The organism is Paenibacillus plantarum (assembly GCF_013141695.1).
GTDB lineage: Bacteria > Bacillota > Bacilli > Paenibacillales > NBRC-103111 > Paenibacillus_E > Paenibacillus_E plantarum.
In genome coordinates this window covers 650,649-672,999 of the sequence record NZ_WHNY01000075.1, presented here as the reverse complement: position 1 = coordinate 672,999, position 22,351 = coordinate 650,649, and the positions used below count along the sequence as shown (strand labels likewise).

Genomic DNA, 22,351 nt, shown 5'->3' with positions numbered 1-22,351 from the left:
GTTAATTCGTCTTACCCTTCATCTTATATACATACGCTAGTACTTCTGCCACAGCTTGGAATAGATCTGCTGGAATGGCATCACCAATTTCCACCTGTGCAAAAATCGCTCGAGCAAGCGGCTTATTTTCCATTGTCATGACGCCATTCTGTTTGGCGACTTCTTTAATTTTTAATGCAACATAATCTGCCCCTTTTGCAATTACTGTAGGAGCCTGCATATTTTTGGCATCATATTTCAAGGCAACTGCGAAGTGAGTAGGGTTGGTAATGATAACATCGGCCTTAGGAACTTCCTGCATCATGCGTTGCATGGCCATTTGACGTTGTTTGGCACGGATCTTCCCTTTGATGAGAGGATCGCCTTCACTTTTCTTATACTCATCCTTAATATCCTGTTTGGACATTTTGAGACTTTTCTCATGTTCATATTTCTGATAAATAAAATCAAAAATAGCTAGTACGATCAAAATAGCACCGATTTTTATTCCCAAGATTAGCGTAACCGAAGCAATAAATGAAAATGTACTCTCCAAAGGTGTGTGGCCTAACCCTAACAACCTGGCTTTTTGCCCCATCAAAGTGGTATAAACCGCATAACCAATGATCAACATTTTCAAAGTCGACTTTAGGAAGTCTACTACTGTTCGCATCGAAAAAATTCGTTTAAACCCACTAATTGGATTTATCTTATCAAACTTCATCATTAAGGGCTCACCGATAAACATAAAACCAACCTGTGCGTAGTTCGCTATAAAAGCGATCAAAACTACCAATATAAAGATTGGAGCCAATATGATCAAGCCTTGTACCGTTAACTCCGTGAATAACACTTGTACGTTACCTACGGTCACATCCATGCCTAATTGATTCTCATATACATCCCGAAAGATATGAATAATCCTTCCTTTCATAAAAGAACCAAACATTAGAAAAGCCACGAATGAAAAAAGTAAAATGGAAGCCGCGGGCAAGTCCATACTTTTTGCAACTTGACCCTTTTTTCTGGCCTCCTGTCTTTTCTTGGCAGTAGCAGGCTCCGTTTTTTCCCCAGCAAACCATTGTAAATCAAGCTGTAAACGAAGTTGTTGGGACACGGTACTCCTCCTACTTAGGTGTTGTCTGCGGCGAACCGCCCATAATATGTAACATTTGCTCCATATAGTCAAACATAGTTCCGAACAATTGCTGGAATTGTGAAATTAAACCTGGGAATATAATAACAAGCAGGAAAAATCCTAGAATCATTTTAAGAGGTGCGCCGATTACAAAAATATTGAATTGCGGTGCAACCCTTGTCAGAAGTCCTAGACCTAAATCAGTTAGAAATAATGCTGCTACTATGGGAGCAGCGAGTTGGAATGACAGGTAAAACATTTTGGAGAGCGATTTAAATAAGAAATCTGATATTTGCCCTTCGTAAATGCGACTAAATAGTGCGTTATCAATTGGTACCCATTTATAACTGTCAATGATCGCTCTAATCAAGTAATGATGACCGTCAAACGATAGAAACAATAGGACAGCAATCATATATTTTAAATTACCGAGCATCGGTGTTGAAGCACCTGATAAAGGATCAATAACGCTCGCCATACTGAAACCAATTTGCATATCCATAAATGAACCAGCCGTTTGGACTACGGTGAAAAACAGATAGGCAAGAAAACCTAATATGATACCTATCAGCATCTCACGAATAATCAACAGTACATATACACCATCAATTGGCATGGACTTCTCCATCCCCAATGTCGCGAAAATAATCAATGATATAAATACGGTGAGTCCCACTTTAAACATCATTGGAATATTTCTGGAAGATAGAATTGGAACCACGACAAAAAATGATGTAATTCGACAAAAAATAAGCAGAAAAATAGGGATCGCTTGAATAATTGTTGGCATTTCACTCACAACCTAACCAACGAATTTGTAAAGATTGTTGAGTAGATTAAAGGTAAAATCAACTAATGTATTCATAATCCATGATCCGAAAATAAGGATGGAAAGCAATACAGCAACAATTTTCGGAACAAACGCAAGTGTCTGCTCTTGAATCTGTGTCGTGGCTTGAAAAATACTGATGGCCAAACCAACGATTAATCCAATAAGCAGCATTGGCGCACTAGCCTTAAGAACGGTATATACAGCCTCACCAGCAATTCGTATTACAAACTCCGAACCCATCTAGATTACCTCCGATATCTTGGTCTTTAACCGTAGCTTAAGAGTAACGATCTCACCACAAGATACCAACCATCTACAAGAATAAAAAGAAGGATTTTGAATGGAAGTGAAATCATCACGGGCGGGAGCATCATCATCCCCATCGCCATTAATGTACTGGATACAACCATATCTATCACCAAAAATGGAATAAATATCATGAATCCCATTTGGAATGCAGATTTTAATTCACTGATGGCATAGGCAGGTACTAATGAAGTGAGAGGTATGTCTTCAACACCAGTCGGCGCCTTAGCTTTGGAATAGTCGAGAAACAGCTTCAAATCTTTCTGGCGCGTATGTTTAAACATAAACTTCTTCATGGGCAGTGATGCCGACTGAAAAGCCTGCGTTTGATTGATTTCACCTTTTAAGTAAGGTTGAAGTGCTGTTTGATTAACTTCCCCTAAAGTTGGAGACATAATAAAAAAGGTTAAAAACAGAGCGAGTCCGATTAAAACCTGATTAGGTGGCATTTGTTGAGTTCCTAATGACGTTCGAACAAAACCCAATACAATAACAATGCGTGTAAAACTCGTCATTAAAATAAGAATTGAAGGAGCTAGACTTAATACCGTTAGCAACAAAAGGAGCGTTACCGTATTCGAAGAACCTCCCGTTGCCGTACTTGTCCCAATATTAACGTTTAATCCGGGAATCGGATTCGTAAGATCAGTTTCGGCAGCAGAAGCAGTTAACGACAGTAAGAACATGGATATCACAGTGAGCAGTACTAAGCCGATTAATTTATTTCTTTTCATTCTTCATTCAACCGATCTGTTTGTTTTTGATCAGACAACCATTCTTCTACATGCTTATTTCGATCTGTTACACGCTTTAATTTATCATGAAATACTTGTTGAAACGAAGAAGTAATCTCTACTTCCTCTTCTATATCGTTCTTCTTTCGTGGTATCTTGTTAATCCACTTGCTTATAGTGCCAAAACCCATTCGATCATCCTGTGAGGATTGTAAGAGCTCTGAGATATAAGCCACTTCATCAGCGTCAATGATTTTATCCAATAACTGAATGTTCTCACCGACGCCAACAACGAAGAGGGAATGACCGATCTCCACAATTTGAATGGATTTGTTTTGGCCAAGGGGAACTCCACCTAAAGAACGTATCGAGTTCCCAAACATTGTACCTTTATTTTTCTTTGCCACATATCTCATCAGTACATAAAAAAGAATAATTATAAAGGCAAGAACTAATATCACCTTAACTACCATCAAAAGTGAGTCCCCTGAACCCAATGAACCTGGGTAGTCAGTAATTGGATCAACTTTATTCGGTTCAGTTTCCGCATGTACGACTGTACTTGTGTAGAACATAGCCATAATACTGAGAAACGTTAAGTATGCTTTATTCGATTGAAGTCTTTTCATAAGAACAACCCTTTCGGTTTATGTAAGACTCAACCGAATCCGGACGGTTTAACCTAGAGTCTTTTTGATTGCTTCGATTACGCGGTCAGCTTGGAATGGTTTAACAATGAAATCTTTCGCACCAGCTTGAATGGCATCAATAACCATGGCTTGTTGACCCATCGCAGAACACATAATTACTTTCGCATTTGGTTCAATTTTCTTGATTTCTTTTAAAGCTTGAATACCATCCATTTCAGGCATCGTGATATCCATCGTAATTAGATCTGGTTTCAACTCTTTATATTTTTCGATAGCTTGTGCACCATCATTCGCCTCGCCACATACTTCATACCCATTTTTAGATAAAATATCACGAATCATCATTCTCATAAAAGCTGCATCATCCACAATTAGAATACGGTTAGCCATTGAAAATATCCCCCTAAAATTAAATTATTGTAATTTTTGAATTCGTTCCCATTGATTAACAATGTCAGTTACACGAACCCCAAAATTCTCATCGATAACTACAACTTCACCTTTAGCAATCAACTTATTATTGACCAAAATGTCTACTGGTTCACCAGCAAGCTTGTCCAATTCAATGATAGACCCTTGAGACAGTTCTAAGATGTCTTTAATCACCTTATTCGTTCTGCCCAACTCTACGGTTACCTTAAGTGGTATATCGAGAAGTAAATTCAGGTTTGTATCATCCGCTTGCGCGTAAGAGCCTGATTGTAAATTACCAAACTGAACAGGTTGAACATTCACATTACGATTCGGCATACCACCATAGGCAGCTGGAGGTTGTTGTTGATACATTGGCTGCTGCGGTGGATACATCGGTTGTTGTGGCGGATACATCGGCTGACCCATAGGAGGTTGCTGATACATCGGCTGCTCATACATCGGTTGTTGGTATACAGGTTGCTCATACGCTGGTGCTGGTTGCGATTTAGGAGCTTCTTGTACAGGTGGAGCTACTACTGGTGGTGCTTGCGCCGCCGGTGCAGCTTCCATTGCTGAATCAGTATCACCACCACCCATTAAGATCGATACCATTTCTTTGGCGAAAGGAACAGGCAATAACTGCATAATATTGGAATCAATAAGATCGCCAATGGCAAGTCGGAACGATATCTTTATAAATACGTCCTCGTCAGGCAGTTTTCCTTCTCCTTTCGACAAATTTAATATGTCGATTCCTGGTGGAGAGATATTGACAAATCGATTAAATATGGTAGACATGGAGGTAGCTGATGAACCCATCATCTGATTCATGGCTTCCTGTACCGCGCTGATATGAATTTCGCTTAGATTTTCATCACCGCCGGTGCCATCTCCACCCATCATTAGATCGGCGATAACTTGAGCATCTTTGGTTTGAATAACAAGTAAGTTAATTCCATGGAAACCATCAACATAGTTCACATGTACGGCTACATGAGGTCTTGGAAACTGTTCTTCCAATTCATCTTTACCGATGACAGACACCTTAGGTGTCGTAATATCTACTTTTTTGCCCAGTAACGTCGATAACGCTGTCGCCGCGCTGCCGAACGTAATGTTACCAATTTCCCCAAGTGCATCCTGCTCGAGCGGGGATAAAAAATCTTCTACTTGCGGAGGCCCATGAAATGAAGAGACAGAACTTTCTTCAGATGATTGTCTCAATAAAGCGTCGATCTCTTCCTGCGACAAATAATCTCTGTTATTCATCATATTCTTCTTCTCCTTCATTCACGATTTCTGTAATTTGTACAGCCATCTTCCCTTTTACGGTACCAGGGCTTCCGAGATATTTCAGCTTCTCGCCCACTTTGACTTGAAGCGAATCTTCGACGGATTTATGCAGAGGGATTACATCGCCTATTGTTAAACCTAAGAAATCTTGGATAGAAATTTCAGACGATCCCAATTCTGCAATGAGAGGTAGCTTGGTTTTCTCCAAGCGTGATTGAAGTGCTTCCACTTCTTCAGGAGCTCTCGTTTTCTTCTGGGAAACAAACCAGTGATGTACAGAAAGCCGAGGCATGATAGGTTCAATAACAACATGAGGAATACATAAGTTGATCATACCTGTTGTGTCCCCGATTTTGGTGCTCAGCGATATTAATGCAATCGTTTCATTGGGAGAAACAATTTGCATAAACTGCGGATTCGTTTCTAGTGCCTCTAAACGAGGTTGAATATCAATAACGGTTTTCCATGCTTCTTGCAAGCTATCAAATGCTCGACTGAAAATGCGCTCCATAACGATTGTTTCAATCTCGGTTAATGCATTAATTTTGGTAGGCGTCGTACCTGCTCCGCCTAGTAATCGATCCAACATAGCAAAGGCAACATTGGGATGTACCTCAAGTACCATTCGACCCTCTAAAGGCTCTGCTTCAAAGATGTTCAAAATGGTCATTTTCGGGATCGAACGAATAAATTCATCATAGGGCAATTGTTCAACCTGAACTACACTGATTTGCACGAAAGTACGCAACTGCGCTGAAAAATATGTCGTTAAAAAACGCGCGAAATTTTCATGAATCCGAGTTAAGCTACGAATATGGTCTTTAGAGAAGCGTACAGCTCTCTTAAAATCATAAGCCCTTACCTTCTTCTGAGTATCCTCCTTCTTAAGTTCATCTGCATCCATTTCCCCAGAGGACAACGCAGCTAGCAAGGCATCGATCTCATTTTGCGATAAAACATCAACCATTCGAGTCACCTCCTTTAAGCAAAATCATTTATGAGTTACTGCAGCACTTTATCAGTTATCCAAATTTGTTTAATTTTACCTTCATGCAATAATGGGTTTAGTTTGTTCATTATTGTAGAAGTTAAACTATCTGAACCTTTGCTTCCTTCAATTTGCTCTTTCGTCATATCACCAAGAATCTGGACAATCGATCCCTTAACGGCTGAATCGAGCAAACTATCGAATTCAGCTTTGGCTTTTGAATTTTCCATTTCAAACGCAAAGCTTATTTTAATAAAATTCTGGCTTCCTGATAAATTCGTTAAAATATCCTTAATGATAGAAGTATTCGCCTTAACAGTCTCCGCTGATGGAGCTTTTGTTGGTTTCACACTCGCAACAGCATCCTGAGCCTTCACAGCAGGATCTGTGGATTCATTATTCTTCTCCATAAAGTTCCACAACACGAACGCTGCAGTCAGAATTAGTGTGATCGCAATAAGGATGGAAACAATGAGTATAAATATTTTGTTCTTAAACAATTATGAACCCTCCGTATCCCTGGACTGTATTGTCGCTCGGACGGAACCAATATCTTGCATGTAGGTCCGCACTAAGCTTACCACAACCTCTGCCTTTTCGAGAACTGTGATTTTCTTGCCTGTCGTCAACGTAATCATCGTATCCGGAGTTTCTTCGATGAGCTCAATTAGAATTGCATTCAAGATAACCGGTCTACCATTTAAACGAGTGAGTGAAATCATCGTTCTCCTCCTGAATCAGGGTAAGGGGAGCTGAGCTCCCCCTTCAATCATTCAACTACTGATTAACGCTTCAGATTAACAACTTCTTGAAGCACTTCATCAGACGTTGTAATAATTCTGGAATTCGCTTGGAACCCGCGCTGAGCAATAATCATTTCGGTAAACTCACCAGTTAAGTCTACATTGGACATTTCTAGTTGCCCCGAAATGAGTGTACCCGTTCCCGTTGCTGGATCACCAGCAGAGCCAACTAGAATCTCACCCCCTGGATTAGCGTTTGCGGTCATTTGATACAAATTTCCACCGATTTTTTCAAGACCAGCTGGGTTGGTTACTTTCACAACGCCAACTCGTTGTCCTGTATTGATCGTTTCACCATCCGCATTTACGCCAATAATGTCACCATTTTGAGCAATCGAGAACGATACGATTTCCTCGGGAATGATAACGGGACCTGCTCCATCAGGGCCCATAACATGAAGTCCCTCAGAATTTACAAGGTTTCTATCCGGATCCACTGTGAAGTTACCAGCTCTTGTCAAAAAAGGAACATCTACTTGATCGACAGTCCCAACTGCGAAGAAGCCATCGCCATTCACACGTAAATCTGTTACAACATTTGTCGTCATTGCACTTCCAGCTGTATGCACAGTATCAATAGCAGCCAAACTAACACCCAAACCAACTTGCTGTGCATTCACACCACCTCGGTTTTCATCCGGCGCACTTACGCCTGAAACCGTCTGGCTAAGAATATCTTTAAACATAACACGACTACCTTTAAATCCGATGGTATTTACGTTAGCGATATTATTTCCAATAACGTCTAACTTCGTTTGAAAGCCACGCATACCTGAAACGCCTGAGTACAAAGATCTTAACATGAAATAGGCCTCCTAAATCGGATGTAAGTATAAAAATTTGAGTTGCTTCTTTCGATCCACAACTCCAGGCTTCCTAAACGGTCGAGCCCTGCAAACTTATGAAATTATCATTGCACTATCGATCTGTGTAAACACATGATCATTCATTGCTTGGCCATCAAGCGCAGTCACTACGGTTCGATTGGGTACATTTACGATATATCCATTCCCTGCTAAGATCAATAGCGCGTCTTTGGCACCTTTGGATGCAGCTTTGTCAATGGCATTGTTCATTTTCTCAATTTGCTCTGGTTTGAGTTGAATGCCGCGTTCTTGTAACCTGACCTCAGCATGATGACTAAACTTTACAAATTGATCTTGGAAAATTTTCTGAAAAGTAGGATTTACGTTATTCCCGTTAGGTATTACTTGCTGCGTTGGTGTTCTTCTCGTAGAAGTGGGAGAAACCGCGCTAGGATAAAGTTGACCTATGGATATTCGCTCTGTCATTCTGATTCTCCAGCGTTTTCAATTTTCTTTAACTTATCCAGGGAAACTTCTGCTCCATTCACAGTGGCAAATTGATTTCCATCTTTAAAAGTTATCGAATCTACTACGCCAGACAACTCAGTTGTAACACCTGATGCATCTGTTCCAGTCCATGATATTGACTTACCAATTAATCCGGACACGAAGCCTAATGATTGTCTCATTAGTTTCATTTCACTAGCCATATTCGTTAATTGCTCAACAGAAGTAAATTGAGCCATTTGAGCAATAAACTCTTTGTCCTGTAAAGGCTGCGTAGGATCCTGATTCTGAAGCTGTGTAATTAAAATTTTCAGGAAATCATCCTTACCCAGGGTTGTACTGTCCTTATCTTTGGTTTTCGCGTTAGTCCCTTTATTAATCAGGTCAGTAACATTACCAATGATTGGATTTGTAGCCATACGTTCACCTCCAACAATTCATTCTACTTCAGTTTAGGCAATGACATCGAAGGAATTGCCGTTTGCATGATTGCGAAGCTGTGTGATTTGTTCCATATCCTCTTTAAACTCAATAGCATCCACTTCAATATCACCTGGGCGATTTTTGGGTTGTCGTTGTGATTGATTAAAAGTTTGAGGTTGCCGTTGTTCTTGGAACATATTTGAAGACATGTTTTGACTTTGCGTAACTTCTAATTTCTCAACTTGTAAGCCCTGCATCAGAAGCGCTTGACGTAGTTGAGGCAACTGGCTTTCTAACATTTGTTTGCCTGCTAAAGTATCTGCTGCAAACTGGGCAAATAGTTGTCCATCATGCATGGTAATCTTCACATCTACATGTCCTAAATTCTTTGGAAACAAAGATAATTTAGCCTCAGAGAATCCTTCGGACATTGTAATTTTCATGTTTTTTAATACATGTGTAGTCATCTCTTCAGTGAAATTAGCTGCTGTTAACACCGGTACTGGCGTTTTATCAGCCACAATCGTCACTTGCTGAGATTTCTGTAAATCACCAATCGTAACGATTGAATTTGTTCCCGTAGTTGTCTCAATAGGCAGATCAACGAGTGGTTGAGTTGTCGATTCCGAAACGTCATTTGACTGTTCAGTTACCACGAATGGAATATGCTTAATTGCAAATTTCTCTTGTTTTGGCTGAAGCGATTGAAGATTTACGGAAAGACTGTTATCTAGCGACGAGTCATTTTCACGTTTGTTTATGTACTTGTTGGAAATAATTCTCCCATTCGGTGAAGTGTGCTCTTTAGCTCCAGTGACTGGCACATTAGACTCAATTGAACTAGAGGATGCATCATTGACAGTTATCTTCTGATCTTTTCCAACTTCTGCTATAATCTCTTGAAGTAACGGTTGTATCGTGCTCGTGAGTTCTGTATTCAAGAAGTTTAGAATCGGATTGTCTGGCTGCTGCTTGGATAAAGCCGACAGTGTTAACAATGTATTCTGTGCTTTCAAACTCAGGGAATTATTAGTTGGCTGTTGCCACAGTGCAAGATTTCCAGCTGCCAGAGGGTTTGAAGTGTTACTAAGTGCAGCTAACAAATCTTCTGCATCATCAAACCACTTTTTCACTTTAGGATCTTGCAATAATTTGTCAGCAAGTTCAGGATTACTATTCATTGCCTCTATAAGCAATTCTGGTAAAGTGCCGTCGGACGAAGTCACTTTTGATTCTTGAGCCACATCAGTTTGAATTGGCATGACCAAGCTTTGAAGCATTTGCAACATCATACTCATTGAAAGCTCAGTTTCTGATGGTTGCCCTTCAGCCATTGCTGCATTCTCTTGGGAAGTTTGGTCTGAAAGAAGTGCTGAAAAACTATCTGTCGTTCCATTCCCTTTCGTAGTCGCTTTACCTGCACTTGTTGCTCCTGTTTGAGCGACCGGCGCTGAAGTCATCTGTACGTCCATTTTTTTCACCTCCCTTCCTAATTTACCTACAAGTTACGGTACAAGCTTTGCTGCAATCGTTGCTGCAATCTCCTTATTAGCATCTGAGAGAGCTGACATCACCTTAGAACGTGATGAATTATCCATCCCACTTAAAATGGATACAACTTTTGCTGGGTTTGATTTATTCATCTCTAGCAGGACGTTCGAAGCGCTTTTTGGTGTCATATTAGCAAAAGTTTGTCCAAGATCCGAAGTACTCACCGTGCTTGTCGCTGCCTTGGCATCCTTCGTGTTATTCGTGGCTAGTCTTTCTTGTAAAGCAGCTATTTCTTTGTCACGAACTGGCACGATATCTTTCAAGCCTATGGAAGCAGCGGCTGCTTTTGCAGCATCCATTTTCTCAAGAATCGCTCCACGATTATCTGCTTTCATCATAGAGAACACCAGTACCATTTCATTTGGTGTCAATGCCTCAATGATAGGTGCAACTTTACTCGGCGTCATTTTGGCGTACATATTGGCAAGCTGTGTGATTTGATTCGTGTACTCTTCTTCCGATTGCGTTTTATCTTTTAACTTTTCCTCAAGTTCGGCAACCTTCGCAACTGCTGCTTTTAGGGAAACGTCTTTATTCTCAGTCGTCGAATCCGCTTTTTGCAAGGCTGCTGTCAATTCATTAACGCGGGCATTCAGCTTCGCTATCTCATCTTCTTTAAGTTTTACACTTTGCTCAGAAGATACTGTTTTACCTTCAACTGTCACTGGTGCAGTTTCTTTTGGTGCTGGGACTACTAATCCAACGACAGGCGTATTGTGCAATGCTTTTTGAATACTACTTTTGATATCATAATCAAAAATGGAAAGCAGCACGAAGAGTAAAACCGCCGTAAACACAAAGGGGATGACAAACCATATCAAAAATCGCTCCAGTGCACTATAAGATGCACCCTCTACGCTTGTATCGGCCATCTCTTCGTCCCTCCTTTTCTAGCTTAATACGATAACCGCCTAAAACGATTCGTAGCCATTTCATCAAGAGCATCCTGCTCTTTTTTAGCGATCATGAATTGGAATTGGGTATGAGCTTTTTCTCTTGCTTTGGTCCATACTTTTTCATCTATCATTTTCACGGACAAATGTTCTTGCTTCTCAGTTACGATATGTTTAGCTTGTTTAACATCCTGATGCTTGCGAACAATTTGTTTGTCTACATGATTCATATAGCTCTGCATGAGTAGCATGTTCGATATCGACACAGAATGGCTAGTTGCTTGAATCATTTCATTGTGCAAGTTTTCCTTCTGCTCGAACAATCCGTTTAAGCTCGTTTCTTCATTCCTTAACTGCCCCATTGCCTCGGATAAAATCCATTCTGCTTGCGTTCGTTCATTATTCTTCAAATCTACAATTTGCTGGAAAGAGTAGCGAAAACTCATCTAGGACCCTCATCCCTTATAGAATTCTTGGATTAATCGTTCTTGAGCTTCTTCGTAGGTTAACTTTTCACTTGTTCGTTGTTTCGTGAAATTCCAAATGGCTTCAATATTATCCATAGCTATATCAATATTTGGATTAGAACCTTTCTGGTACGCCCCGATATTGATAAGATCTTCCGAATCTTTATAAATAGAGAGAAGACGCTTAAGTTGATCAGCAGCTTCCATGTGTTCTGACGGAACAATTTCTTTCATAACTCGACTTACACTTGATAAGACATCGATCGCAGGATAATGGCCTTTGTTCGCAATACTTCGATTCAGGACGATATGACCATCCAAGATTCCTCGGACCGCATCTGCGATAGGCTCGTTCATATCATCACCGTCGACAAGCACCGTGTAAAATGCAGTAATGGAGCCCTTCGCACCTGTACCTGACCGCTCAAGAAGTCTAGGAAGCATAGCGAACACAGATGGTGTGTATCCACGTGTGGCTGGAGGTTCACCAACGGCTAATCCCACCTCACGTTGCGCCATAGCAAATCGTGTTACGGAATCCATCATCATCATGACATTTAAGCCGCGATCTCTAAAATACTCAGCAATACTTGTCGCAATCATGGCACCTTTAATCCGAATTAATGCGGGTTGGTCGGATGTTGCTACGATGACAACCGATCTCGCCAAACCTTCTGGGCCTAGATCACGCTCAATGAAATCCAACACTTCTCTGCCACGCTCTCCAATGAGAGCAATAACATTGACATCGGCTGAAGTATTGCGGGCTATCATTCCCATTAACGTACTTTTCCCAACGCCAGACCCTGCAAAAATACCAACACGTTGACCTTTGCCAATTGTTAGTAATCCATCGATACAACGAACACCAACAGATATTGGATTGAGCACACGTGGGCGTGTTAGTGGATTACTCGGTAAATTATTCGTCGAATATTGCGCCATCCTTGAAGGTAAATAGGAGCCATCTAGAGGTTGACCTAAACCGTCTAAAACTTTTCCCAATAGCTCATGTCCAACCTGGACTGTTAATGGTTTACCTGTGCCAACAACATCGCAACCAGGTCCTATGGCATCGAGATCACCAAGCGGCATTAGAATAACTTTGTTGCTTCGAAAACCGACCACTTCCGCTTTTAATGGTTTATTGGATTTATGAGGATAGATATAACATAGATCACCAATACTGACATCGGGACCCTCAGATTCAACTGTAAGTCCAATAACTTGCGTCACTTTACCGTTTACCCTAATTGGATCAATCGTTTGTAAAACTTCTTTGTATTTATCCACCTTCGGGATCGATGTCTGTGTCATTATGATTCCTCACTTTGTAAGGCCAGTTGCTGGAGCGTTGACTTAATCTCTTTCAGCTGTGTATCAATTCTCGCATCTATACTTCCGTACGATGAACGAATTACGCAACCTTGATCTTGCACAGAAGAATCCGGAATAATTTCGAGTTCGGCTTGTGAATCAATGGATGTGATCAATTCTTCTCTAGCATCTTGGATATACGCGAACTGTGAAGGAGCTACACATAAAGTAATAATTCCCTTTTCACGTCGGCGAGCGAGTATTTTCTTAATGAACTCAATTACCCAACCGGGCTCAAGAGAAAGCTGTCGAACAATAATTTTTTCTGCGATGGATGTGCTTAATTCTATAAGAAAAGGTTCTGACTCTTGGATAATTTGTTGCTTCAGCTTATACGATAATTCAAGGATGGATCTAGCTTCAGCCAACATTTCATCATATTCTTTTCGAAGAGCACTCTCCGCTTGAGCAACACCTTCACGATAACCTTCATCAAATCCTACTTGTTTCGATGCGTTCGCTAGCTCTACATCTTCAGCTCGCTTACTTTCCCACCAGCTAGCAATGTCGGATTCTGTTTCCTGGCGGATTAATACACATTCTCGCTTTGCCTGTTCAATTTGATCACTGGCAAAAGCTTCAGCATCATCCAAAATTTGTTTTTTCAATGTGTTTGCATCGTTAATCTCTATTTGCATTTCTGCTGACATGCTATTTTCAACAACGGGAGATTCTGGCACAGTTGCTGTTTGAATGGTATGTGCTTCAAAAATCTTTTTACTTTCCATCGGATAATATGCGAATGATTTAATGACATTAGACAATAATATCATCTCCTCCACCACGTGCGATGATGATTTCACCCGACTCTTCTAAACGACGAATCGTAGCCACGATACGTGTTTGTGCTTCTTCCACATCACGTAATCGAACAGGCCCCATAAATTCCATTTCTTCTTTGAAAGTGTCCGCCATACGTTTGGACATGTTTTTGAATAACACATCGCGAACCTCTTCACTCGCAACTTTAAGTGCGAGTTGCAAATCAGCGTTTTCAATGTCGCGGATAATACGTTGAATGGAACGATTGTCGATATTGACGATATCTTCGAATACGAACATCCGTTTCTTGATTTCTTCAGCAAGTTCTGGATCTTGAATTTCTAATGAGTCGAGAATCGTACGTTCTGTTCCTCGGTCAACACCATTCAAAATTTGAACGATGGATGCAATACCACCAGCATTTGTGTAATCCTGCGTCACCGTCGAGGAAAGCTTCTGTTCTAATACGCGCTCAACCTGTGAAATCACTTCTGGTGAAGTACTATCCATGAGTGCAATCCGTTTAGCAACATCGGCTTGTTTCTCCTGTGGGAGTGACGACAAAATGATCGATGCTTGTTCAGCTTGCAGATAAGATAACACGAGTGCAATGGTCTGTGAATTCTCATTTTGAATAAAGTTTAGAATTTGCGCTGGATCTGCTTTCCGAGCAAAGTCAAACGGTCTTACTTGTAGTGTAGCTGTCAAACGATTGATAATATCAAGCGCTTTTTGAGAACCTAGTGCCTTTTCCAAAATATCCTTGGCATAAGCGATACCGCCTTGAGAAATAAACTCTTGCGCCAAACAAATTTGGTGAAACTCAGCTAGAATTGAATCCTTTTCTAAGGTATCTACTTTACGTACATTCGCTATTTCTAGCGTTAATTGTTCAATTTCTTCTTCACGTAAATGTTTGAAAATTTGTGCTGAAACCTCAGGGCCTAAACTGATCAAAAGAATAGCTGCCTTTTGTCGTCCGGTCAACCCTTGTAAAGCGGCTCTGGCCATACAAGTGCACCTCTATTCGTCTACTAACCAAGTACGCAGCAAGTTAACAAATTCTTCTGGCCGCTTTCTTGCAAGCGTTTCGAGTTGCTTACGCACTTGATTGTCATTCGTTACATTTTCAATATCAATCGTTGGAAGCTCTGCTTTTTGAGAAGCAACATTCATCTCCTGGTCAATCAGAAGTTGTTGTGCTGCTTTCTTGCGTTTTCTAATTGCAAAGCCAATAAATGCTCCTATAGCTAGTGCGGCTAACGCTAATGCACCATAAGTCAAGTAAGTAGATGAACTTGTTGCACTCACATCGGAAGGTCTTACAAATGAATGAGCAAAAACCGTAACTTTTTTCTGCAATTCATCGTCTGTATAAGTAGTCTTATTATCAGCAAGTGCTGTTCTCACGATATTCACTAATGCATTCTGTATGGCTGTTTTCGTTTCAGCAGTTAAAGAGTTCGGATCATCTCTTACTGGAGGCTCGATGCCGACATTAATACTTACATCCTTCACTACATAAGGTGTTGAGATAATGTCATTTGTAATGCGATCCACTTCATAATTGACTGTTTTACTGTTTTTCTCTGATGTCGAATTCCCACTGTTTGATGCCCCTGGATAGCCAGGTACATCTGTTGCGCCAGTACCAGGAACACCGCCTGTATCCGTTCCTTTATTTTGGTAAGATTCATTCGCTTCTTGCAGGGAGATTTCAATTCCTTTTTGATCTACTTGGTTCGGCGCTCTCACAAGTTGTTCTTTGGTTTTCTTCTGATCAAAATTCATTGTTGTAAATACACTGACACTCACTTTATCACGTCCAAACATCGTCCCAAGCATCGAGTTGATGTTCTTCTGTAAATCATTTCGGAACTGCGTATTAATATCTGTATCTCTCGGTGTGTTATTAGCTTCACCACTGAACTTATACGAGAGCAAATTTTGATCCGAAATGGAAATATTCTCAATCGGTAGATTCTTAATACTATGAGATACTAAATTGTAAATCGTATCTACTTTGGGTTGATCTAAGGAATATCCCTGTTTGATTTGTAAAACTACTGATGCTGTTGCTTTCTCCGCCTGCTGCTGTAGGAATGGCCCCTCCTCTGGAAGAGAAATGTTTACTTTAGAACTTGAAATTGCTTGATTTGCATTAATAAGCTGTTGAAGTTCACCTTGAATCGCGCTCAAGTATTTCACTTTGAATTCATTATCCGTGATACCGAATGAGCTGCTTCCGCTAAAAACTTCAAACCCCAAGGAACCGTTCTTATTCAATCCTTGAGACTCTACTGCAAGTTTTACATTGGCTACTTCACTTGTTGGCACTTCTATGCTTTTGCCATCAGCACTCAGATGATAAGGTATTTTGGCTGTATCTAGATATGATTTGATATTGGCTGCATCACTGGGCTGTAATTCTGTATATGCCAACGAATAATCTGTTTTCGACAAATTAACACTTATAATGGCAGCTGTTAGAATTAATAAGAACACAGTAGCTATAAAAATAATTTTCGTCGTTCGATTATAACGATTCCAGTATTGCTTCACCTTTTCCCAGTACTGGAGCAGGTTCTCGTTCACTCTGTCACCTCATTGACCCAAATTTAGCAGCACCTCTATAGTTACAGCTGCATTCTCATGATTTCTTGGTACGCCTCGAGCACTTTATTTCTGACCTGAACAGTTAGTTCGAGTCCTAATGAAGCTTTCTCCGAGGCAATTGTCAATTGATGTACATCTGAAAGTTCCCCTTTAATGAAGCTTTCGTTCAACTGATCGACTTGCTTTTGTTGAGCACTCAAATTGGTCATTGCCTCGTTCAGAAATGAACCGAATTTCTTACCTAAATCATCTGCTCCCTCACCCGTGTTATCCTTCGGAGTAATAGAACTCATTATATTAATCGGACTGTAACTAATTTTGTCAATCATCACGCAACCCCCTATCTACCAATTTCCAGTGCTTTGGTAATCATTGCTTTGCTTGCATTTAATGCTGTTACATTGGCTTCATAAGATCTCGTTGCTGAAATCATATCCACCATTTCTTTGGTAATATCTACATTTGGCATATATACGAATCCATTGGTATCCGCATCAGGATGCGAAGGATTATACACTTGTTTTAATGGTGATGTATCTTCAAATATCTTATTCACTCGAACTCCCTCACCTGTTCCATCGGCCATCGCTGAATTCAGTGACTGGGCGAAACTTGGCTGAGATTTCGTCTCGAATGAAACTAACTTTCTCGTGTAAGGTATCCATTTTCCATCAACAAACCTCGCTCTTGTCGTATCCGCATTGGCAATATTGGACGAAACAACATCCATACGCAAGCGTTGCGCAGTTAAAGCTGATGCACTAATGTCAAATCCGTTTGTAAGTCTCATCGTTTATTGCCTGCCCCCAATGACCGTACGAAGTTTTTTGAAATCACTATTCATCTGTTGAATCATCGTATTGTATTTAAGTTGATTTTTAGCCATCAATGACATTTCGTAATCCATGTCCACATTGTTTAAATTGTTGTTTATTGCTGTCGAATCATCTGATTTAATTTCGGTATTTGGTAATGTTGTCGTTTTCCCAATTACAAAATGCCTTGGATCTGTACGAAAGCCATTTATTGAAGGTGTGTTCGCATTCATTTGTCCTTGTAAGAGCTCTTCAAATACAACTTCGGAACGTTTAAAGTTAGGAGTATCTACATTGGCAATGTTATTCGCCGCCACTTTTTGCCTTAGCGTCGATGCATCCAGCGAACGCTCCATCATATTCCAACTAGGCTTGTCTAATAAAGACATAAACGATTCCCCTTCACTCTAAATAATAATCAGTTACTATTTCAACATCGGCAGAATTGATTCCTTCTTATTTCGACATTATTCTCGATTTCCAATACAAAATAGTTCTATATGTAGAATTTTGTAAACCTTTGACTTATACTCTTTATCATCTAAGATATTACGATAAGTTACAATAAGAAAAAAGCCCTATCTTTTTACCAGATAGGGCTTCAACATTTATTTTTATAATTTTGACTTCATCTGTTCAATACTCTGCATCAGTTGTTCATTTAGAATACGGATATAAGTGCCTTTCATACCTAGTGATCGCGTTTCAATCACGCCAGCACTTTCCAGTTTACGCAGGGCATTTACAATAACAGAACGAGTTATACCCACACGATCTGCAATTTTACTCGCCACCAACAATCCTTCTTTGCCGTCCAACTCCTCAAATATATGTTCAACAGCTTCCATTTCACTGAAAGACAATGAGCCAATTGCAACTTGAACAACTGCTTTGCTGCGAGCTTCCTCTTCAATCTCTTCCGCGCGCTCACGCAATATTTCCATTGCAATAACTGTCGAACCATATTCTGCAAGAACTAGATCATCATCAATAAAGTGACCTTCGCTTCGACTTAGAATCAAAGTGCCCAAACGGTCGCCACCACCAATAATTGGCACTAAAGTTGTATGCGTCGCTGGAAACATATCCTTCATCTGGTCTGTATAATAAAAATACGGACTGTCTGGCTCCGATGTAGATGAGGTCTCTTCGATTTTTAGCAATAAATTGTTAGATTCAATCGGAAATCTGCGTTCGATTAGAATCGTTTGATTCATTTCTGGAGATACAGGATCATTCGTAACCGCGTAGCCTAAAATTTTCCCTTTACGGCTAACCACATAAATATTTGCGATAACGACATCTCGTAGTACTTCTGCCATATCCATAAAGCTAACCGCATTGCCCGCTTCTTTTTGGAGCAAACGATTCAGCCTTCTTGTTTTATTTAATAAACTCATGTAACTGCCTCCTACTAACTGCAACCTGCTTTTTTCTTATAAGATATACTGACTTAAATCTCTATTTTGAACAATACTGCTTAGTTTCTCACGTACATAAGCTGGATTGATCACAAGTGACTCTAATGTGATTTCCGGTGCTTCAAAAGATAAATCTTCCAGCAATTTTTCTAAAATTGTATGTAAACGACGAGCTCCAATATTTTCTGTTTGTTGATTTACTTCAACCGCAATCCGAGCGATTTCATGAATAGCTTCCTCAGCAAACTCAACCGTTATACCTTCCGTTTGCAATAAGGCTGTATATTGTTTAGTCAAAGCATTCTTAGGCTCCGTTAAAATTGAAACGAAGTCTTCTAATGTTAAATCGCTTAGCTCGACTCGAATTGGGAATCTGCCCTGCAGTTCCGGAATGAGATCAGATGGCTTGGCAATATGAAAAGCTCCTGCCCCAATAAATAACACATAATCTGTTTTAACAGAACCGTATTTAGTTACAACTGTGGACCCCTCCACAATAGGTAAGATATCTCTTTGAACACCCTCACGTGAAATATCAGGACCACTTCCACCGCGGCTGCTGCTTGCTATTTTATCAATCTCATCTATAAAAATAATACCACTTTGCTCCGCACGGTTGATCGATTCCTGGATCACATCGTCCATATCAATTAGTTTCTGTGCTTCTTCTTGTGTTAGAACTTTTCTAGCTTCTTTCACAAGCAATTTCCGTTTTTTCATCTTTTTGGGCAGAAGACTGCCGAACATTTCTTGCATATTCATCCCTGCTTGTTCATTGCCTTGACCACCAAGCATATCAAGCATAGAAGGTGTAGCGTCTTCCACTTCAATTTCTACATGATCGTTTTCTAATTTACCATTGGATAATTGCTCGGCGACTTGAGCTCTTTTAGAAGCCAGATTAGAATCAGGCGGCGTCTCTTCTTGCTCATCTTTATTTTGCCCGCCAAACAACATCTCAAGCGGGTTTCGCTGTGTTTTGGCACGTGTAGGACTCGGAGCAAGTAAAGTAACTAGTCGATCATTAGCGAGCTTCTCTGCACGATCCTTGACCTTTTCCATTCGTTCCGCTTTAACCATACGTACTGATGTCTCAACCAAATCACGTACCATCGATTCTACATCACGGCCTACGTAGCCCACTTCAGTGAATTTCGTCGCTTCAACTTTAATAAAAGGTGCGCCAACCAGCTTCGCAAGTCTTCGTGCAATTTCTGTTTTCCCAACACCAGTAGGTCCAATCATGAGGATGTTTTTCGGTACAATTTCATCTCTCATGCTTTCGTCAACCAGATTTCTCCGATAACGGTTTCGCAGTGCGATCGCAACGGATTTCTTCGCTTTTTTCTGCCCCACTATGTATCGATCCAATTCTTGGACAATTTGTTTAGGGGTAAGAGAGCTATTAGTCATATGTGATACCCTCCTTAAATGTAGGCTAAAGTTAATTGATCAATTGAGAGCGTGTGCTAATTCCTATAAAAAAACATACGTTCTAGTCTATTCAATCTCTTCAACAATAATATTATGGTTGGTAAACACACAAATTTCAGCCGCTGTCGTCAACGCCGCATGGGCAATTTCCTTCGCACTGAGATGAGGTGCATGTCGGTGCAGCGCTCTACCTGCCGATAGTGCAAAGCTCCCGCCAGAACCAATAGCCAACAAGCCATCATCTGGTTCAATAACTTCACCATTACCGGACAGCAGCAAAAGCCCTGAAGCATCCATGACAATCATCATGGCTTCCAGTCTCCGCAACACACGATCTTGACGCCAATCCTTCGTTAGCTCAACTGCAGCTCTCTGAAGGTTACCGTGGTGTTCTTCCAGCTTGCCTTCAAACTTCTCGAAGAGCGTTATCGCATCAGCAACGGATCCGGCGAAACCAGCAATGACTTTCCCTCTATGTAAACGCCGCACTTTTTTGGCCGTACTCTTCATGATCATACTATTGCCAAATGTCACTTGCCCATCGCCGGCTATAGCTCCCTTACCTTCATGACGAATTGCAAATATCGTTGTCGCATGAAACGTGGCTTGATTGGGTTCCATTTCAATTCACCCCTCTATAAGATTCAATTCCATTAAGAGATCTCCCATGCCTATGGGTCGCAAAAATGAGAGAAACCTCTAGCGAGGTCTAAAGGTTGAGTAGACCGCATCTAGAGGTAAATGTATGATCAAACAAATGAAAAATGCAATAAAACATTAATTTATAGTAACACAGTGGATCATCTCATGACAACTTATTCAACAATTGTTTTCTCAAAATTCTGAATACTCTCTAATGCGCGGTTAGCCAGCTTTTCGTATTTTTCTTTTTTGTTTCGAATACGTTCCGGCAGAGCAGGTAGTAAACCGAAATTTGCATTCATAGGTTGGAAATGTTTGAAGTCTGCAGTAGTAATATACTGTGCCATGCTCCCTAGTGTCGTTTCAGCTGGCAAGACTACACAGTCTTGTCCTTTCGCCATTCGACCTGCATTTAGTCCAGCTATCAAGCCAGAAGCAGCCGATTCCACATACCCCTCAACACCAGTCATTTGACCTGCGAAGAATAAATTCTCACGACGCTTGTATTGATAGGTAGGCTCTAACAGCTTAGGTGAGTTAATGAACGTATTACGATGCATAACGCCATAACGGACGAACTCAGCTTGTTCTAGTCCTGGGATAAGCTGCAAGACACGTTTCTGCTCTCCCCATTTCAAATGTGTTTGGAAACCTACCAAGTTGTATAGGGTACCTGCTGCATTATCTTGACGAAGCTGCACAACTGCATGTGGCATTTTACCCGTGTGCGGATTGATTAAACCAACAGGCTTCATAGGTCCGAATAACACAGTTTGTTTACCGCGTTTCGCCATTACTTCTAGTGGCATACAGCCTTCAAAATAAATTTCTTTCTCGAATTCCTTTAATTCTGCGACTTCAGCTGTAATAAGAGCCTCGTAGAACACATTGAACTCTTCTTCCGTCATCGGACAGTTCAAGTATGCTGCTTCCCCTTTGTCATAACGAGAAGCCAAGTATACCTTATTCATATCAATTGAATCTTTCTCAACAATAGGTGCTGCAGCATCATAAAAGTATAAATACTCCTCACCCATTAATGCTTTGAGTTCTGCAGCTAGATCTGGGGATGTGAGTGGCCCCGTTGCAACAACTGTGATTCCCTCAGGGAGTGTTTGGAGTTCTTCATTACGAACCTCAATCAATGGGTGATTACGCAATGTGTTAGTTACTGCTTGGGAGAACCCATCACGATCAACCGCCAAAGCGCCTCCAGCAGGCACTGCATGCTCGTCAGCACAAGCTAGGATGAGAGAGTCCATTCGTCTCATCTCTTCTTTTAGAACTCCAACTGCATTCGTTAGACCATTGGAGCGTAGAGAGTTGCTGCATACAAGTTCAGCGAACTGATCCGTTATATGAGCTGGAGTTTTCCTTACATTTCGCATTTCATATAAAGTAACAGGCACGCCTTGACGGGCAATTTGCCATGCGGCTTCACTGCCTGCCAATCCTGCGCCGATGACTGTTACTCTTTGATTTTCTGGCAAAATCAGACAC

27 protein-coding genes are annotated in these 22,351 nt (G+C 40.7%); all 27 read right to left on the bottom strand.

Features of this window, described 5'->3' with window-relative positions; all coding sequences use genetic code 11:
- Nucleotide 1 precedes the first annotated feature (1 nt).
- The 27 genes from flhB to trmFO all read right to left on the bottom strand — a co-directional run bounded on the left by flhB (nucleotide 2) and on the right by trmFO (nucleotide 22,341).
- Nucleotides 2–1,096, bottom strand: a complete 1,095-nt coding sequence (gene flhB / locus GC096_RS31260) for a flagellar biosynthesis protein FlhB (protein ID WP_171635815.1) — start codon at nucleotides 1,094–1,096, stop codon at nucleotides 2–4.
- Nucleotides 1,097–1,106: 10 nt separating this feature from the next.
- Nucleotides 1,107–1,907, bottom strand: a complete 801-nt coding sequence (gene fliR, locus GC096_RS31255) for a flagellar biosynthetic protein FliR (RefSeq protein ID WP_171635814.1) — start codon at nucleotides 1,905–1,907, stop codon at nucleotides 1,107–1,109.
- A 12-nt stretch (nucleotides 1,908–1,919) separates the two neighbouring features.
- Nucleotides 1,920–2,189, bottom strand: coding sequence for a flagellar biosynthesis protein FliQ (gene fliQ / locus GC096_RS31250; RefSeq protein WP_028558285.1), 270 nt, complete (start codon nucleotides 2,187–2,189; stop codon nucleotides 1,920–1,922).
- A gap of 26 nt (nucleotides 2,190–2,215) precedes the next feature.
- Entirely contained in the window at nucleotides 2,216–2,941 is a 726-nt protein-coding gene (gene fliP / locus GC096_RS31245) for a flagellar type III secretion system pore protein FliP (RefSeq protein WP_376769542.1), read from the bottom strand.
- Between the two features lie 44 nt (nucleotides 2,942–2,985).
- Nucleotides 2,986–3,618 (bottom strand): flagellar biosynthetic protein FliO, encoded by a 633-nt coding sequence (locus GC096_RS31240; protein WP_171635812.1) that lies wholly within the window; start codon nucleotides 3,616–3,618, stop codon nucleotides 2,986–2,988.
- Between the two features lie 48 nt (nucleotides 3,619–3,666).
- Nucleotides 3,667–4,029, bottom strand: a complete 363-nt coding sequence (locus GC096_RS31235) for a response regulator (RefSeq protein ID WP_028558282.1) — start codon at nucleotides 4,027–4,029, stop codon at nucleotides 3,667–3,669.
- Nucleotides 4,030–4,053: 24 nt separating this feature from the next.
- Entirely contained in the window at nucleotides 4,054–5,322 is a 1,269-nt protein-coding gene (gene fliY, locus GC096_RS31230) for a flagellar motor switch phosphatase FliY (RefSeq protein WP_171636229.1), read from the bottom strand.
- Nucleotides 5,315–6,313: a flagellar motor switch protein FliM gene (gene fliM, locus GC096_RS31225; protein ID WP_056624958.1), complete on the bottom strand. Its 999-nt coding sequence runs from the start codon at nucleotides 6,311–6,313 to the stop codon at nucleotides 5,315–5,317. The genes fliY and fliM overlap by 8 nt, the downstream gene beginning before the upstream one ends.
- A gap of 35 nt (nucleotides 6,314–6,348) precedes the next feature.
- The gene (locus GC096_RS31220) at nucleotides 6,349–6,834 is read right to left on the bottom strand and encodes a flagellar basal body-associated FliL family protein (protein ID WP_171635811.1); all 486 of its coding nucleotides are present in this window, start codon (nucleotides 6,832–6,834) and stop codon (nucleotides 6,349–6,351) included.
- Nucleotides 6,835–7,056, bottom strand: a complete 222-nt coding sequence (locus GC096_RS31215; RefSeq protein WP_171635810.1) for a flagellar FlbD family protein — start codon at nucleotides 7,054–7,056, stop codon at nucleotides 6,835–6,837.
- 62 nt (nucleotides 7,057–7,118) lie between these two features.
- Complete coding sequence (gene flgG, locus GC096_RS31210) at nucleotides 7,119–7,940, bottom strand: flagellar basal body rod protein FlgG (RefSeq protein ID WP_171635809.1); 822 nt, start codon at nucleotides 7,938–7,940, stop codon at nucleotides 7,119–7,121.
- 96 nt (nucleotides 7,941–8,036) lie between these two features.
- Entirely contained in the window at nucleotides 8,037–8,429 is a 393-nt protein-coding gene (locus GC096_RS31205) for a TIGR02530 family flagellar biosynthesis protein (RefSeq protein ID WP_171635808.1), read from the bottom strand.
- The gene (locus tag GC096_RS31200) at nucleotides 8,426–8,869 is read right to left on the bottom strand and encodes a flagellar hook capping FlgD N-terminal domain-containing protein (RefSeq protein WP_171635807.1); all 444 of its coding nucleotides are present in this window, start codon (nucleotides 8,867–8,869) and stop codon (nucleotides 8,426–8,428) included. Before GC096_RS31200 ends, GC096_RS31205 begins: the two co-directional genes overlap by 4 nt.
- A gap of 33 nt (nucleotides 8,870–8,902) precedes the next feature.
- On the bottom strand, nucleotides 8,903–10,345 hold the full coding sequence (locus tag GC096_RS31195) for a flagellar hook-length control protein FliK (protein ID WP_171635806.1): 1,443 nt from the start codon (nucleotides 10,343–10,345) through the stop codon (nucleotides 8,903–8,905).
- Nucleotides 10,346–10,378: 33 nt separating this feature from the next.
- Nucleotides 10,379–11,296, bottom strand: coding sequence for a MotE family protein (locus tag GC096_RS31190; RefSeq protein WP_171635805.1), 918 nt, complete (start codon nucleotides 11,294–11,296; stop codon nucleotides 10,379–10,381).
- A 23-nt stretch (nucleotides 11,297–11,319) separates the two neighbouring features.
- Nucleotides 11,320–11,763, bottom strand: coding sequence for a flagellar export protein FliJ (gene fliJ / locus GC096_RS31185; protein ID WP_171635804.1), 444 nt, complete (start codon nucleotides 11,761–11,763; stop codon nucleotides 11,320–11,322).
- 9 nt (nucleotides 11,764–11,772) lie between these two features.
- Complete coding sequence (gene fliI / locus GC096_RS31180) at nucleotides 11,773–13,101, bottom strand: flagellar protein export ATPase FliI (protein ID WP_171635803.1); 1,329 nt, start codon at nucleotides 13,099–13,101, stop codon at nucleotides 11,773–11,775.
- Entirely contained in the window at nucleotides 13,101–13,934 is an 834-nt protein-coding gene (locus GC096_RS31175) for a FliH/SctL family protein (RefSeq protein ID WP_246303063.1), read from the bottom strand. The genes fliI and GC096_RS31175 overlap by 1 nt, the downstream gene beginning before the upstream one ends.
- Nucleotides 13,918–14,934 carry a flagellar motor switch protein FliG gene (fliG, locus tag GC096_RS31170; protein ID WP_171635799.1) on the bottom strand — a complete coding sequence of 339 codons (1,017 nt, stop codon included), beginning with the start codon at nucleotides 14,932–14,934 and terminating at the stop codon, nucleotides 13,918–13,920. Before fliG ends, GC096_RS31175 begins: the two co-directional genes overlap by 17 nt.
- 12 nt (nucleotides 14,935–14,946) lie before the next feature.
- Nucleotides 14,947–16,518, bottom strand: coding sequence for a flagellar basal-body MS-ring/collar protein FliF (gene fliF / locus GC096_RS31165; RefSeq protein ID WP_171635797.1), 1,572 nt, complete (start codon nucleotides 16,516–16,518; stop codon nucleotides 14,947–14,949).
- A gap of 41 nt (nucleotides 16,519–16,559) precedes the next feature.
- Nucleotides 16,560–16,868: a flagellar hook-basal body complex protein FliE gene (gene fliE, locus GC096_RS31160; RefSeq protein ID WP_171635796.1), complete on the bottom strand. Its 309-nt coding sequence runs from the start codon at nucleotides 16,866–16,868 to the stop codon at nucleotides 16,560–16,562.
- Between the two features lie 11 nt (nucleotides 16,869–16,879).
- Complete coding sequence (gene flgC / locus GC096_RS31155; protein ID WP_171635794.1) at nucleotides 16,880–17,329, bottom strand: flagellar basal body rod protein FlgC; 450 nt, start codon at nucleotides 17,327–17,329, stop codon at nucleotides 16,880–16,882.
- Nucleotides 17,330–17,332: 3 nt separating this feature from the next.
- On the bottom strand, nucleotides 17,333–17,743 hold the full coding sequence (gene flgB, locus GC096_RS31150) for a flagellar basal body rod protein FlgB (RefSeq protein WP_171635792.1): 411 nt from the start codon (nucleotides 17,741–17,743) through the stop codon (nucleotides 17,333–17,335).
- A 225-nt stretch (nucleotides 17,744–17,968) separates the two neighbouring features.
- Nucleotides 17,969–18,754, bottom strand: a complete 786-nt coding sequence (codY, locus tag GC096_RS31145; protein ID WP_056624907.1) for a GTP-sensing pleiotropic transcriptional regulator CodY — start codon at nucleotides 18,752–18,754, stop codon at nucleotides 17,969–17,971.
- A 36-nt stretch (nucleotides 18,755–18,790) separates the two neighbouring features.
- On the bottom strand, nucleotides 18,791–20,188 hold the full coding sequence (gene hslU / locus GC096_RS31140) for an ATP-dependent protease ATPase subunit HslU (protein ID WP_171635791.1): 1,398 nt from the start codon (nucleotides 20,186–20,188) through the stop codon (nucleotides 18,791–18,793).
- 87 nt (nucleotides 20,189–20,275) lie between these two features.
- The gene (hslV, locus tag GC096_RS31135) at nucleotides 20,276–20,830 is read right to left on the bottom strand and encodes an ATP-dependent protease subunit HslV (protein ID WP_171635789.1); all 555 of its coding nucleotides are present in this window, start codon (nucleotides 20,828–20,830) and stop codon (nucleotides 20,276–20,278) included.
- Between the two features lie 194 nt (nucleotides 20,831–21,024).
- Complete coding sequence (trmFO, locus tag GC096_RS31130; protein WP_171635787.1) at nucleotides 21,025–22,341, bottom strand: FADH(2)-oxidizing methylenetetrahydrofolate--tRNA-(uracil(54)-C(5))-methyltransferase TrmFO; 1,317 nt, start codon at nucleotides 22,339–22,341, stop codon at nucleotides 21,025–21,027.
- Nucleotides 22,342–22,351: the final 10 nt, after the last annotated feature.